9 protein-coding genes are annotated in these 13,137 nt (G+C 64.8%); 3 read left to right on the top strand and 6 right to left on the bottom strand.

Features of this window, described 5'->3' with window-relative positions; all coding sequences use genetic code 11:
• Window positions 1–81 precede the first annotated feature (81 nt).
• Entirely contained in the window at window positions 82–2,589 is a 2,508-nt protein-coding gene (gene ligD, locus SKP52_RS18400; protein WP_039577220.1) for a DNA ligase D, read from the bottom strand.
• A gap of 156 nt (window positions 2,590–2,745) precedes the next feature.
• Complete coding sequence (ku, locus tag SKP52_RS18395; RefSeq protein ID WP_039577217.1) at window positions 2,746–3,612, bottom strand: non-homologous end joining protein Ku; 867 nt, start codon at window positions 3,610–3,612, stop codon at window positions 2,746–2,748.
• A gap of 161 nt (window positions 3,613–3,773) precedes the next feature.
• On the opposite strand from ku, the gene SKP52_RS18390 reads away from it, so the two are divergent.
• Complete coding sequence (locus SKP52_RS18390; RefSeq protein WP_039577215.1) at window positions 3,774–4,250, top strand: hemerythrin domain-containing protein; 477 nt, start codon at window positions 3,774–3,776, stop codon at window positions 4,248–4,250.
• On the opposite strand, the gene SKP52_RS18385 is transcribed toward SKP52_RS18390, so the two are convergent.
• A complete protein-coding gene (locus tag SKP52_RS18385; protein ID WP_039577213.1) occupies window positions 4,222–5,856 on the bottom strand; it encodes a ShlB/FhaC/HecB family hemolysin secretion/activation protein in 1,635 nt (544 codons plus the stop codon). The two genes, SKP52_RS18390 and SKP52_RS18385, sit on opposite strands and share 29 nt — an antisense overlap.
• An 11-nt stretch (window positions 5,857–5,867) precedes the next feature.
• Window positions 5,868–6,821, bottom strand: a complete 954-nt coding sequence (locus tag SKP52_RS24770) for a hypothetical protein (RefSeq protein WP_052208522.1) — start codon at window positions 6,819–6,821, stop codon at window positions 5,868–5,870.
• Window positions 6,822–7,227: 406 nt separating this feature from the next.
• On the opposite strand from SKP52_RS24770, the gene SKP52_RS18370 reads away from it, so the two are divergent.
• Together SKP52_RS18370 and SKP52_RS18365 are read left to right on the top strand one after the other, a co-directional pair.
• A complete protein-coding gene (locus SKP52_RS18370; RefSeq protein ID WP_148309186.1) occupies window positions 7,228–9,552 on the top strand; it encodes a TonB-dependent receptor in 2,325 nt (774 codons plus the stop codon).
• Between the two features lie 103 nt (window positions 9,553–9,655).
• Window positions 9,656–9,922, top strand: a complete 267-nt coding sequence (locus SKP52_RS18365) for a DUF3297 family protein (RefSeq protein ID WP_039577207.1) — start codon at window positions 9,656–9,658, stop codon at window positions 9,920–9,922.
• Window positions 9,923–10,012: 90 nt separating this feature from the next.
• Here the strand turns inward: SKP52_RS18365 and SKP52_RS18360 are convergent, their stop codons facing one another.
• On the bottom strand, window positions 10,013–10,597 hold the full coding sequence (locus SKP52_RS18360) for a CHAP domain-containing protein (protein WP_039577203.1): 585 nt from the start codon (window positions 10,595–10,597) through the stop codon (window positions 10,013–10,015).
• 193 nt (window positions 10,598–10,790) lie between these two features.
• Complete coding sequence (locus tag SKP52_RS18355) at window positions 10,791–13,133, bottom strand: putative bifunctional diguanylate cyclase/phosphodiesterase (RefSeq protein WP_321164058.1); 2,343 nt, start codon at window positions 13,131–13,133, stop codon at window positions 10,791–10,793.
• Window positions 13,134–13,137: the final 4 nt, after the last annotated feature.

Raw genomic sequence — 13,137 nt, 5'->3', positions numbered from 1 at the left:
TTGGTACTTTATTGGTATTGTTTGAGGGTCGCTTAGTTCCCTAGCCGATCCTCGTGCGCGAGTCGCGCGCCACCCACCGGGCTAGAAATCGGGAAGCGTCTGGTTCGCAAATCCCCAGCCCTTGAGTTCGGGGCCGACGGCGCGGGCGAGCAGCTCGTCGCTATCCTTAATCGTCCACTGGCCGGCCTTTTCGACATCGGCGAGCGCGTCCCAGCCGATCGGGACGGCGACCGGCGCCTGTTCGCGTGCGCGCGCCGAATAGGGCATGACCGCAGTGCTGCCGCGCTGGTTGCGGAGGTAATCGATGAAGATCTTTCCCTTGCGCTTTGCCTTGCTCATCGTCGCGATAAAGCGGTCGGGTTCGGCCATGCTCAGCGCCTCGGCAAAGCGTTTCGAAAAATCCTTGTGCTTGTCCCAGCTGTGCCCCGGATCGAGCGGGACGACGACATGCACGCCCTTGCCGCCCGAGAGCATCGCGAAGCTGACGAGCCCGATGTCGGCGAGCTGGCGGCGGATATCGAGCGCGGCTTTTTTGACGTCGGCGAAATCAAGCCCTTCGTCGGGGTCGAGGTCGAACACCATGCGGTCGGGCTTTTCGAGGCTATCCACATGGCTGCCCCAGCCGTGGAACTCGATCGTCCCCATCTGGACGCAGGCGAGCAGGCCGTCGGCATCCTCGACATAGAGATAATCCTCATGCCCGCCGTCCTTTTCCTTGATGGGCACGTGGAGCACATGGTCGCCGAAGCTGCCCGAGTCATGCTTCTGGAAAAAGCATTTCTTGCCGCGCCCCTGCGGGCAGCGGACGAGGCTGATCGGGCGGCGCGCGGCGTGCGGGAGCATGACCGGCGCGATCGCGCCGTAGTAATCCGCGAGGTCGCCTTTGGTCGCCTTTGCCTCGGGAAAGATCACGCGGTCGCGGCTGCTGATCGTCACGTCGCTTTCAGGCGTAGGGGTGGGCTGTTTCTTTTCGGGGGTCACGTCTTTTGCCTCCTTGTCGCTGCGCAGGCCAAGAAAGCTCGCGTGGCGCACCGACCCGCTCGCGGTGAATTCGGCGAAGGCGATCTCGGCGACGAGTTCGGGCCTCAGCCAATGGACCTTGCGCGCGGCAGCGGCGTCGACGTCAAGCGGCGCGGTCTTGCGTTCGAGCCTTGCGAATTTCTTCGCGAGGTCGGCCATGGTGTCGCTGTCGAAGCCGGTGCCGACATTGCCCTTGTAGATAAGCGTATCGCCCTCGCGCTGCGCGAGGAGCAAGGAGGCGAAGGGGCGCGCCTTGGCCGACGACGGGTTCCAGCCGACGAGAATGAACTCCTGCCGCCGCGTGCATTTGACCTTCAACCAATTTTTCGAGCGGCGGCCCGAATAGCCGGCGTCGGCGCGTTTCGAGATGATGCCTTCCTGCCCCGCGCGGCACATCGCTTCGTAGAGTTTTTCGCCCGCGCCGATGACATGATCGGCGACCGCGATCGGCGCCTTGGCATCGCGGAGCAGGGCTTCGAGGCGTTCCTTACGTTCGAGATTTCCGAGATTGGCGAGCGATTTGCCGCCCAGTTCGAGGAGATCGAAGGCGAAGAGATGGAGCGCGGTGCCCTCGTCCTGCGCGCCATGGCCGCGCTTGAGGACGGCTTGCAGCGAGGAGAAGTCGGGATTGCCGTCCTTGCCATAGGCGACGATTTCGCCGTCGATCAGGCAGGGCGGCAGGTCGAGCGCGGCGATGTGGCGGACGAGGGGCGCAAACTTGTCGGTCCAGTCGAGACCGTTGCGGGTATAGATGCGGACGTCCGATCCCGCGGCGGCGATTTCGGCGCGGTATCCGTCGTACTTGATCTCGTGGAACCAGCCGTTGCCGCCGGGCACGGCGTCGACGAGCGTCGCGAGTTGGAGCGGACGGAATTTGGGGAGCTTGCCCTTGGCGGCAGGCTTGGCGATTTTCTTGTTGTGCGCGGCGGCGTCGGCCATCTTCTTTGCGAAGGTCGCGCCCTTGGCGCCCTTCAACGATTGCTCGCCGCCTTCGTCGCCCGCGATTTCGGCCATCGTGCGGCCGGTAAGTATGCTCGTCAGCTCGCGGCCGACAAGATCGTCGGTGCCGCCGGCGAAAGCATCGTCGACTTTGCGCAGCAGCCAGTTCTCGCGCTTCTCGCCGGGGCGCGGTTTCATGCGGACGAGCAGCCATTCGCCCTTCATGCGTGTCCCGTCGAGGGTGAAATGGAGATGGCCTTGGTCGATATCCTTGGCGCTCTTGCCTGCAATCGGCGCCCAGGTGCCGCGATCCCATAGCATCACGGTGCCGCCGCCATATTCGCCCTTGGGGATGCCGCCCTCGAAATCGGCGTAGCTCATCGGATGGTCTTCAGTGCGCACCGCGAGGCGCTTGTCGGCGGGGTCGGGGCTCGGCCCCTTGGTCACCGCCCAGCTTTTGAGCACGCCATCGACTTCGAGGCGCAAGTCGTAGTGGAGCCGCGTCGCGTCATGCTTCTGGACGATGAAGCGGTTGCCGGCGCCTTTCTCAACCTTGCCGGCGGGTTCGGGGGTCAGCGCGAAATCGCGCTTGGCGTTATATTGCGCGAGCGGGTCGGCGGCGCGGGGCATCAGAACCGGACCATTCTGTGCCCCTGCGAAGGCAGGGGCCCATCACCTGATTTGTCGAAATCGACCGAACGGATCGGGAGCGACGATGGTCCCGGTGATGGGCCCCTGCCTTCGCAGGGGAACGAGGGAGAGAGGCAAGGCGCAAACGCCATAGCGCTAAGCCCGCTTGCGCGCCGGCTGCTTCTTCGCCGGGGCCTTCTTGGCCGGCGCCGCCTTCGCGGGCGCGGTCTTCTTGCCGTCGACCGACGCCTTGAGCGCCGCCATCAGGTCGATGACGTTCGAACCGCGGCCGGTATCAGCGGGTTCCTCGACATCTTCGAGGACGCGCTTGCCCTTGGCCTTCGCTTTCTTGGCAATCACGCGTTTGAGCGCGTCGATATAATGGTTGTGATAGTCGCTGGCGTCGAATTCGCCGCTCTTCTTGGCGATCAATGTTTCGGCAAGGTCGAGCAGGTCGGCATCGGGCTTGTCATTGCCGACGTCGCGGAAATAATTTGCCGCCTTGTTCACCTCGTCGGCGTAGCGCAGCACTTCGAGCACGAGGCCGCGCCCGCACGGGCGCAGCGCGACAAGCTGTTCCTGTCCGCGGAGCGATAGCTGGCCGAGCCCGACCTTCTTGGTGCGCTTCAGCGCTTCGCGAAGGACGATATAGGCCTCTTCGGCGAGCTCGTCGGCGGGAACGACATAATAGGGCTTGGTATAATAGAGGACGTCGATCGCGTCGGTATCGACGAACTGGACAAGCTCCAATGTGCGCTTGCTCTCGAGCTTGACCGCCTCGATCTCCTCCTCATCGAGCAGCACATAATTGCCTTTCGACAGTTCGAACCCCTTGACGATCTCGTCATGGTCGACCGCGCCGATGCCGGGCACGATTTTTTCGTATTTGATCGGCTTGCCGCTCGGTTCGTGGATCTGGCGAAAGGTGACCGCGGCGCCCGATTTGGTCGCCGAATAGATTTCGACCGGAATCGACACCAAAGCGAGCCGGATCTGACCCTTCCAATATGCACGTGCGGCCATCGGTTTTCCCTTTCGCTATCCCGAGACACAATGGACAAGGCGGCGGGCGGTTCCCGGTATGAGCCCGTCGTGCGTTTCGATATTATCCAATATCAATTTGCTTTCCGATTGCGGTGCCTTAAAAATGGCCGTGAGGGACCGCTCATATCGCTGGAGGTGTCATGCCGCTGAGCCGCGAAATGGAGCGACTGCGCGCCGAACATGCGGCGTTGATCGCGCTGGCGCGGATCGTGACCGAATTGCTCCAGGCGCCGGGGCCGGCGCGGCTGGCCGAACTGGCGTCGGCGCGCGCGCGGCTTCGCGAGACATTGGTCCGCCATCTGAAATGCGAGGACTGGATCCTCTATCCGCGCCTGCGCGCGACGGGCGACGCCGACCTGATGCACATCACGTGCGAATTCGAACTGGAGATGGGCGACCTGGCGGCGGAATATGTCGCCTATGACGATAAATGGACCGCTGGGCGCGTCGCTGCCAAATGGACCGAATTCTGCCGCGAGACGATAGAGGTCTTCGGCTTGCTGGCGACGCGGGTCGAACGCGAGGAGCGCGAACTCTATCCGCTCGCCGACAAGCTCTATGCGGCGGCATCGGCGCTTGGCCCACCCATTACGGACGCAGCGACAATTTCCAGCTGAGCGCGACGCGCCAGTCCTGATCGTAACCCGGCACCGGCTGGTTCCATGCGTCGGCGAGTTCGAGGCCGATCGTCGCATTTTCGGAATAGGATAGGCGCACCCCGCCGCCCCAGCTGCCGAGCCGGAAGTTGGTTTCCGGGATCGCGGTGCGCGCGAATAAAGTGACGTCGGCATAATCGACAAAGCTGTAGATCTCGCTCTTCGCCAATTTGCCGCTGCGCAGCGGACGGAGCGCGACTTCGCCGAAGGTCGCATAGCCGCGGTCGCCATTGACGAGTCCGTCGTCGAAGGCGCGGCCAAAAGTGGCGCCGCCGACGCTGAAGCGTTGCGCCGCGGGCAGGCGGTCGCGCGTCCAGCGCCCCGTCGCGGCGGCGCGAACGACGAGTGCCCTGCCGATCGCCTGATTTGCCTCGATGCTGGCGTCGGCATAGAGAAAGCCGACCTCGCCGACACCGGGGTCGACGCGCGCGCCAGCGAAATCGAGGCCCTTGGCGCCGGCGATCCGCGCGCCCACGACGGTGCGGTCTTCGCTGAGACGGAACGCGAGGCTGCCGTTCGCGGTCCAGGTCCTTTCGGCGGCGATCGTCGAGCCGAAGAGCGCATTTTTGGAATCGAGATAATCGATCCGCGCCGCAGCAATCAGGTTCCGCCGCGTCGCGCGGATCAGCGGGTGCGTGACGCCGAAGCCCGCGCTCCACGCCTCGCCGTCGAGCGCGAGTCCGCTGGGTTTCGTGCGCAAGGCCGCGCCCGAGATTTCGGCGCGCGTACCGCCCGCACCGATCGGCGTCGAATGGCTCGCGGCGAGGTAGAGCAGGGATTTGAGGTTCAACGCCGCGGCGCCGGTGAGCCGCGTTTCGTCGCCGCTGCGCAGCAGGCTGGCGCCGCGCGCGTTCGCTTCGACGATGCCGTCATTGACGAACTGGCTCGTGCGCGTCGTGAAGCCGAGCCCGACGGTCGGCTTCTTTGCGTCGAGCGCGAGGTCGAGCGCGACCGCGCCTTGTTCGCCGCCGAGCGCGAGCGAGGGGGTGACGGTGACTCCGGGAATATCGGCGATATTGCCGAGCGCGCGTTCGAAACGTGCGCGGGGCAGCGGCCGTTGGCCTGCGAGGGGCGCGGCCATCTTCCCCACGAGCGGCACGGGTCCGCTCTCGCTCTCGCCGCTCAGCGTGACCGATCCGATATATCCCTCGGCCGAGGCGACGGTGACGATGCCGTCCGCCAGATCCTGTTCGGGAATGACGAGCGTGAAAAGCGCGACGCTCGACCGGTTATAGGCGCGCGTCATCGCGGCGGCGAGTTTCGCCAGATTGTTCGCCGATGCGGGCTTGCCGACGAAACGTTGCGCCGCGCGGCCGACATTGGCGGGCACGCCCGCGCCGACGAAGCGAATTTCGCGGATGGTGACATCGGGCCGTGCGCCGAGTTCGACCTTGCCGAGCGAAAGCGGTTTCGCCTCGGGGTCGGGAAGCGGGTCGCGGCTGCGGTCGGGGGCGAGGGGCGGGCGGCCGTCGAGCGGCGTCGCCGCGGGCTGGGCCGCGAGCGCCGCGGCGGGAAGGAGCAAGGCTCCCGCCACCGCCGCGGCACAGGCGTAGCGCAGATTGCGCATCGGGTGCGGCCTCAGTTGCCGCGCTTCGGTTTCAGGCCGCCAAGGACGCCCCCGACGGTGCCGGTGACCCCGGTGACAAGGCCGGTCACGGGATCGGTTGCCGTGCCGCCGCCCGTTGTGCCTCCGGTGACGCCGCCGCCGACTTGCGCGAGCGCGCCGGTTGTCGTCGTGACGACGTTGCTGACCAGCGCGACGGGCGATCCGGCGGGGCTACCGCCCGTCGTGCCGCCGCCTGTCAGTCCGCCCGTGACGCCGCCGAGCAGGTTGCCGCCGGTGCCGGGCTGGAGCGTAACAAGCTGTCCGCCCGACCCGACGCCGACCGTCAGCAGACTGCCGTTTTTCTGGCCGGGCGAGAGGATGCTTGCCCCGATCAGTGGCGAGGCGGCGGGACTGCCGATTGCGGTCGCCTTGCCGATCGTCGCGGTGATCAGCTGGCCGGGCGCGGCGGTCAGGCCGTCGACCAGATATTGCTGGCCGTTGCCCGTCTGGACAAGCGCGACGCCGGTGCTTTTGACGACACCGACGACCGTGCCGACGAGGTTGGTGTTGCCGGGCACCTTGCCGTCGACCGCGCTGGCGAGGAGCAGACCCTTGTCGGCGATGACATTGACGAGGCCGCCCGTCTTGACGAGCACGCCGCCGATCACCGGATTGACGTTGGCGGGATCGCCGGTGTTGGCAAGCAGGCCGGTGCCGGCGACGCCGCCGGGACCGACAAGGCCGCCGACCGCGAGCGCGCCGGCATCGCCCAGGCCCAGCGTACCGCCCGGCGCGCCGGCCGGACCTGCTGGACCTGCCGCGCCGGTGGCGCCGGTGGCGCCGGCCGGGCCCGTGGCACCGGTTGCTCCGGTCGCGCCGACGCTGCCGACGCGGTAGCTGCCTGAGGATTCGCAGGCCGCAAGCGCGAGGCACGCGGGAATGAGAAGGAGATGAGTTGGGCTAATTTCAAGACGGAGGAAAGACATGAGACGTCCCCTTGGTACATGATCTGGTCCCTAAGCGTGAGATTCACGAACGACCGACAAGTTCCCCCTTATGTTGAAATTAATTGATATTAACCTCAGTTGTAAATTAGTAACTTAGGCGAAATGTACGGATTTCGTCTAATCCAGTATAAAATGATTAACTATATTATTTCTACGCTTATTGGATTGTCATCTTGGTCCATTTGAATTTCGATCAGAAATGGGGCAAATCTTTCTTAAATTGATTTGAATTAAAGGTTCCCGCGACCGCGCGTCGGTATTGCCGCCGATTCTTCATTTTTCCGTCATCGCGGCGTCACGCCTTCGCCGCAGCGCAGCAATATCGCCCGCCTAATGCCCCCGCGATCCCGGCGCCATTTCGCTGTCGGGGAAAGGGGATTCATCCATGACCATTCAGTTGAGGAACCGCCTGCGGGCCGGGGCTGCCTTCATCGCCGTGCTTGCCGCGACGCCTGCCTTTGCCGAGGAAGCCGCGGTCGATGCGACCGATAGCGGCGATGTCGAAGAAATCGTCGTGCTCGGTCAGGGCCAGGCACGCCAGGTACAGGAACTGGGCGCCGCCGATATCGCGCTCGAAGTGTCGGGGATCAGCCCGCTCAAGGCCATCGACAAGCTGCCGGGGGTGAATTTCCAGGCCGCCGACCCGTTCGGCGCCTATGAATGGTCGGCGCGCATCTCGATCCGCGGTTTCAGCCAGAACCAGCTGGGGTTCACGCTCGACGGCGTGCCGCTCGGCGACATGAATTACGGCAACCATAACGGCCTGCACATCAGCCGCGCGATCATCAGCGAAAATGTCGGCCGCGTCGAAGTCGCGCAGGGCGCGGGCTCGCTGGGCGCGGCGTCGACGAGCAATCTCGGCGGCACGATCGAATTCTTCTCGCGCCAGCCGGCCGAAGAACTCGGCGTCGAAGTGTCGGGCACCTATGGCAGCGATGAGACCAAGCGTATCTTCGCGCGAATCGACAGCGGCGAGATCGCGCCCGGCGGTCCGCGCCTGTCGCTGAGCTATGCCTGGGCCGATGCCGACAAGTGGAAGGGCAATGGCGTCCAGCGCCAGGATCAGGTCAATGCGCGGATCGTCCAGCCCGTCGGCGACGGGCAGTTCTTCGGCTTCGTCAACTATTCGAACCGCCGCGAGAATGACTATCAGGACCTGAGCGCCGACATGATCGGCCGCCTTGGCTATCAGTGGGACAATTATGCGAAGAACTGGGACCTCGCGGTCCAGGTCGCCAAAGTCTATCAGAATCAGGTCGCCCGCGCGGCTTATGACGCGGGTGTCGCGAATGGCAGCCTGCCGCTCGGCACGCCCTTCACCGCGCCCTATGCCGGGGTCGGTCTGGCCTTCCCGGCGCCCGTCGCGACGGTCGACGATGCCTATTATGACGCGGCGGGTCTGCGCAAGGACTGGCTGGCCGGGGTCGGCGTCGAGGCACCGCTTGGCGAATATTGGACGCTGAAGGCGATGGGCTATTATCATGGCAACAAGGGCCGCGGCCTGTGGTTCACGCCCTATGTGACTACGCCGGGCGGCGCGCCGATGACGATCCGCACCACCGAATATGATATCGAACGTTATGGCATCGTCACCTCCAGCCTGTTCGAGGTCGGCGACAACAAGTTCGAAATCGGCATGTGGTACGAGGACAACGCCTTCAACCAGGCGCGGCGCTTCTATGGGCTGGCCGACACGACGGGCGCGCCGAGCCGCGGCAGCCTGAAATTCCCGAAGGATCCGCTGGCGACGCAGTGGGAGTTCGATTTCAACACCCAGACGCTGCAATATCATGTGCAGGACACACTCGACCTCGGCAGCTTCCAGATCAATGCGGGCTGGAAGGGGCTGCGCGTCACCAATCGCGCGACCCCGGTCGTCAGCGGCGGGCTGGCGTCGGGGACGACCGAGGCGAAGGACTGGTTCCTGCCGCAGGCGGGCCTGCTCTATCGCCTGAACGACGATAATGAGCTGTTCGCGAGCTATACCGAAAATATCCGCGCCTTCGAATCGTCGGCGACGGGCGGACCCTTTGCGACGACGCAGGCGGGCTTCGACGCGCTCGACCTGAAACCCGAAACTTCGACCACTTACGAGCTTGGTTTCCGCACCAAAGCGTCGCGTTTCCAGGGCGTGATCGCGGGCTATTATGTCGACTTCAAGGACCGCATTATCGCTTTCGCCAACGGGTCGGGCATTCAGGGCAACCCCGCGATCCTCAGCAACGTCGGCGACGTCCGTTCGTGGGGCGTTGAGGCGGCGGGGACGTTCCGCGTCACCCCCGAACTCTCGCTCTTCGCCTCCTATGCGTATAACGACTCCGAATATCAGGACGACGTCGTGACCGCCGCGGGCGCAGTCGTCGCGGCGACCGCGGGCAAGACGGTGGTCAATTCGCCCAAGCATCTCGCGAAGGGCGAGATCACGTGGGACAATGGCGATTTCTTTGTGCGCGCCGGAGCCAACTACACGTCGAAACGCTATTATTCCTATGAGAATGACGCCGAGGTCGGCGGCTTCGTGATCGTCGATGCCAGCATCGGCTATCGCCTGAACGACCGCATCTCGATCCAGGCGAATGCGACGAACCTGTTCGACAAGGAATATGTATCGACGATGGGGACGAACGGCTTTGCGAACAGCGGCGATGCCCAGACGCTGTTGGCAGGTGCGCCGCAGCAGTTTTTCGTCACGTTGAAGGCCGGGTTCTAGGCTTGAGGTCGCGGCACCGGTCCCTCGGTGCCGCGTCTCAACGATTGACGATGATGGCGCGGTCCAGCTAGGGCCGCGCCATCATTTTTTGGGAATTATAGTCATGACCGATACGCCCCCCGACCGCATGTCGACCAATCCGCGCTCGCCCCATTTCGATATGGAAGTGCTGCAGCGCGGCATCGGAATCCGCTTCAAGGGCAAGGAGCGCACCGACGTCGAGGAATATTCGATCTCCGAAGGCTGGATCCGCGTCGCCGCGGGCAAGTCGAAGGACCGTTTCGGTCAGGCGATGACGATCAAGCTGTCGGGCGAGGTCGAGGCCTGGTTCGAAGACACCGCTGCCGCCGGCGAAGGCGACGACGCCTAAACACACTGCTTCACGGCGCATAAAAGAAGCCCCGGAGGCGATCCGGGGCTTTCTTTGTGCGCGTTGGCGATTGCCAAATGTTGGTGCGGCTTACTGGCCGAGCGAGGCGGCGACGAATTCGAGGTCGTTGCCGGGTTTCCAGTCGTTCTGCGCCCAGACGGGCGCCTTGAAGCTGGGCGCCTTGTTCGGTGCGCCGGCTTCGCCATCGGCATAGATGAAGCCCTGCACCGGGTTGGCGCGCAGGCCAAGGTCGCCGATCGGAGCGTACCAGACGCGGACCATGCTCCAGTCGCCGGCATCGCTAACGTCGACGACGCGGACGTTACGCTCGATTTGGCCGCGGCGGCCGCCTATCGGCGACCAATTGGCATGGTCGATCAGGATTTCGCGGTCGCTGACGATTTTCTTGACGACGGCAACATGGCCCATCGGCATGCCGCCGGTGCCCGCGAACGCCATCACGGCACCCTGACGAGGTTCTCCGCCGCGTTCATATGTGCCGGCCGCCTGCGACCACCAGGTTTTGGCATTGCCGCGGATTTCGACGCCCGATTCGGCGCGGGCGAAGGGGACGCATTGCAGATAGCCCTTTGCCGCGGCGGGGACGCTGGCGAGCATGCCAGTGACCATCATCACAGACGCGATGGCGGCAGCCAGGTAACGACGATAGATCATGAAAAATGCGACCCCCGAGGCTTGTCTTCAAGCGTTGGAGGGTCTTTGCCATGTCCTGCGCCGTCCACCACCCGTCTCGCGACGAGTCGCGTCTGTCATGCGATGGATGGGGGAACCATTTGTTAAGACGTTCAATTCGTCGTGCGGGCGGTTCGCTCCGTCGCCGACAGGCGAACCCTCATTCAACCCGCCGTCAGGCAGCGGCACTGTCCGCGGCTTCGGGCGCACGGAACAGGGTGAGGACGTCGCTCGCGGGCATTGGGCGCCCGTAATAATAGCCCTGGATGTTGCTGCACCCCATCGCACGGATCGTATCGACTTCGAGCTCGGTTTCGGCGCCCTCGGCGGTGGTCGACATGCCGAGGCTGTCGGCGAGCGCGACGACGGCGCGGATGATCGCGATCGATTCGATGCTGCCCTTCGCCGCGCCGACGACGAAGCTGCGGTCGACCTTGATCGTGGAGAATTGCGTCTTTCGCAGATAGCCGAGCGACGAATAGCCGGTGCCGAAATCGTCGAGGCTGAGACGGATGCCGAGCCCGATCAGCTGGTCGAGCAGCTGCGCCGCGCCGCCGCCGTCGCGCAGGAAGACGCTTTCGGTGACTTCGATTTCCAGTCGCTGCGGCGAAAGCCCGCTCTGCGCGAGCGCCGAGACGACGACCGAGGCGAAGCTGGGGTCGGTGAGCTGGTCGGCCGAGACGTTGATCGCGACCTTCAGGTTCGACGGCCATTTCATCGCTTCGTGGCACGCGGTGCGGAGTACCCATTCGCCGATCGGCGAGATCAGGCGCGCATCTTCGGCGAGCGGGATGAAGCGGCCGGGCGAGACATTGCCGAGCTTCTTATTCTGCCAGCGGATCAGCGCCTCGAAACCATTGAGCGTGCCGTCGGCCGCGGTCACCACCGGCTGGTAATAAAGTTCGAATTCGCCGCGTTCGAGCGCGCCGCGCAATTCCTGCTCCATCACGCGCCGTTCCTCGGCCTGCGCGTGCAAGGATGCGACATAGCCGGCGACGACGTTGCCGCCCTTGTCCTTGGATTTATAGAGCGCAAGGTCGGCGTTGCGGGTGAGCGTTTCGACCGTCGCGCCGTCCTGCGGCCCCATCGCGAAGCCGATGCTGGCACCGACGAAGAGCTGGTGATTGTCGACCACATAGGGCCGGCTGATCGTCGTGATCAGCCGCTGCGCGAGCTCTTCGGCGGCATCCGCCGACGCGACATTGTGGAGCACCACGGCGAATTCGTCGCCGCCGAGGCGCCCGCATGTCATGCCGCGTTCCATCAGGCCCTTGAGCCGCGCCGCGACCTGCGCGAGCAATTTGTCGCCGACGGGGTGGCCCAGCGTATCGTTGACCGCCTTGAACCGGTCGAGGTCGATCATCAGCAACGCGCAGCGCGACTTGGCGTCGAGCGCGTGGTTCAGCGCGCGGGCAAGGTCTTCGTTGAGGCTGAGGCGATTGGGCAGGCCGGTCAGATTGTCGAAGCGCGCCATCTTCGCGATCTGTTCGGCGGTCGCACGCTTTTCGGTGACGTCCGAACCGACGCCGCGGAAGCCGAGGAACTTGCCCGTCTCGTCGAGGCGCGGCGAGGCGGAGAGTTCCCACCAGCGCGGCATGCCGCCGATCGTCACCGGCACGATCAGGTTCGAAAAGCTTTCGCGACGCTTCATCCGTTCGGCCATGTCGTGCAGGCTTTTGGGGAAGAGGCCAGTTTCCCAGGCATCGCCCGACAGTGCCTGCAACAGCGGGACGCCCTCGAGCCGTTCGGCAGTGCCGCCGAGTGCAAAGGCGAGGCGCGGCGAAACATGGACGAGGCGGCGGCTGTTGTCGGTCTGCCACAGCCAGTCGGCCGAGGTTTCCTCGAATTCGCGCAGCAGCAGGCTCACCGTTTCGGTCTTTTCGTGCAGCGTCTCCTCTGCCCGGCGGAAGCGGATATGGCTCTGCGCAAAGCGGACGCAGAAGGCGCAGAGCAAAAGCCCGGCGACCAGCGCCACGCCCGCGAGCTGCGGCGCCCCGGCGCGCACGAGCGCGACCGCCGCCGACAGGGTGACGGGGGCGATGAACAATACGCAGGCTAGCGGGACGCTGTGCGCGACGATCGACAGCGTCACCATCATCAGCACCGCGATCGTCCACATCGACAGCACATGGTCGAGCGTCGGCGACAACCCCTGCAGCCAGAAGGGCGAGCCCCAGAGCACCGCCGAATAGAGCGCGTGACGCGTACACAGCCGGTGTTCGGCGACCCCCGAAAGCTTCGGGTCGCCGAATGGCATATTGCGAAACTGGTTGAACGACCACAGGCCAAAGAGCAACGCGGCGCCGAGCCAGCCGGCCGCGACGGGCAACGGCACGCTGAGGATCATCGTAAAGGCCGCGACCAGCGCCATCCCCATGCCCATGACCAGGCGCAGCGACCCGCGGCCGCGAAGCGGCGCGAGCTGGAGCTGGCGGAGGTTGCCGATGTCCTGATTGCGCGGTCCCAGCCCCAACAGGGTCCGCGCAGGAATGACTTCGGCATCGACAGGATCGGTCAACAGG

This window comes from Sphingopyxis fribergensis (assembly GCF_000803645.1).
Lineage (GTDB): Bacteria > Pseudomonadota > Alphaproteobacteria > Sphingomonadales > Sphingomonadaceae > Sphingopyxis > Sphingopyxis fribergensis.
The sequence above is the reverse complement of the archived record's forward strand: the minus strand, read 5'-3'. Positions and strand labels throughout refer to the sequence as shown.

Bases quoted from the DNA above. Each gene is read 5' to 3' on its own strand.
- SKP52_RS18390 (WP_039577215.1), top strand. From the start codon at position 3,774: ATGCCGCTGAGCCGCGAAATGGAGCGACTGCGCGCCGAACATGCGGCG.
- SKP52_RS18385 (WP_039577213.1), bottom strand. From the start codon at position 5,856: ATGCGCAATCTGCGCTACGCCTGTGCCGCGGCGGTGGCGGGAGCCTTG.
- SKP52_RS24770 (WP_052208522.1), bottom strand. From the start codon at position 6,821: ATGTCTTTCCTCCGTCTTGAAATTAGCCCAACTCATCTCCTTCTCATT.
- ku (WP_039577217.1), bottom strand. From the start codon at position 3,612: ATGGCCGCACGTGCATATTGGAAGGGTCAGATCCGGCTCGCTTTGGTG.
- ligD (WP_039577220.1), bottom strand. From the start codon at position 2,589: ATGCCCCGCGCCGCCGACCCGCTCGCGCAATATAACGCCAAGCGCGAT.
- SKP52_RS18360 (WP_039577203.1), bottom strand. From the start codon at position 10,597: ATGATCTATCGTCGTTACCTGGCTGCCGCCATCGCGTCTGTGATGATG.
- SKP52_RS18365 (WP_039577207.1), top strand. From the start codon at position 9,656: ATGACCGATACGCCCCCCGACCGCATGTCGACCAATCCGCGCTCGCCC.
- SKP52_RS18370 (WP_148309186.1), top strand. From the start codon at position 7,228: ATGACCATTCAGTTGAGGAACCGCCTGCGGGCCGGGGCTGCCTTCATC.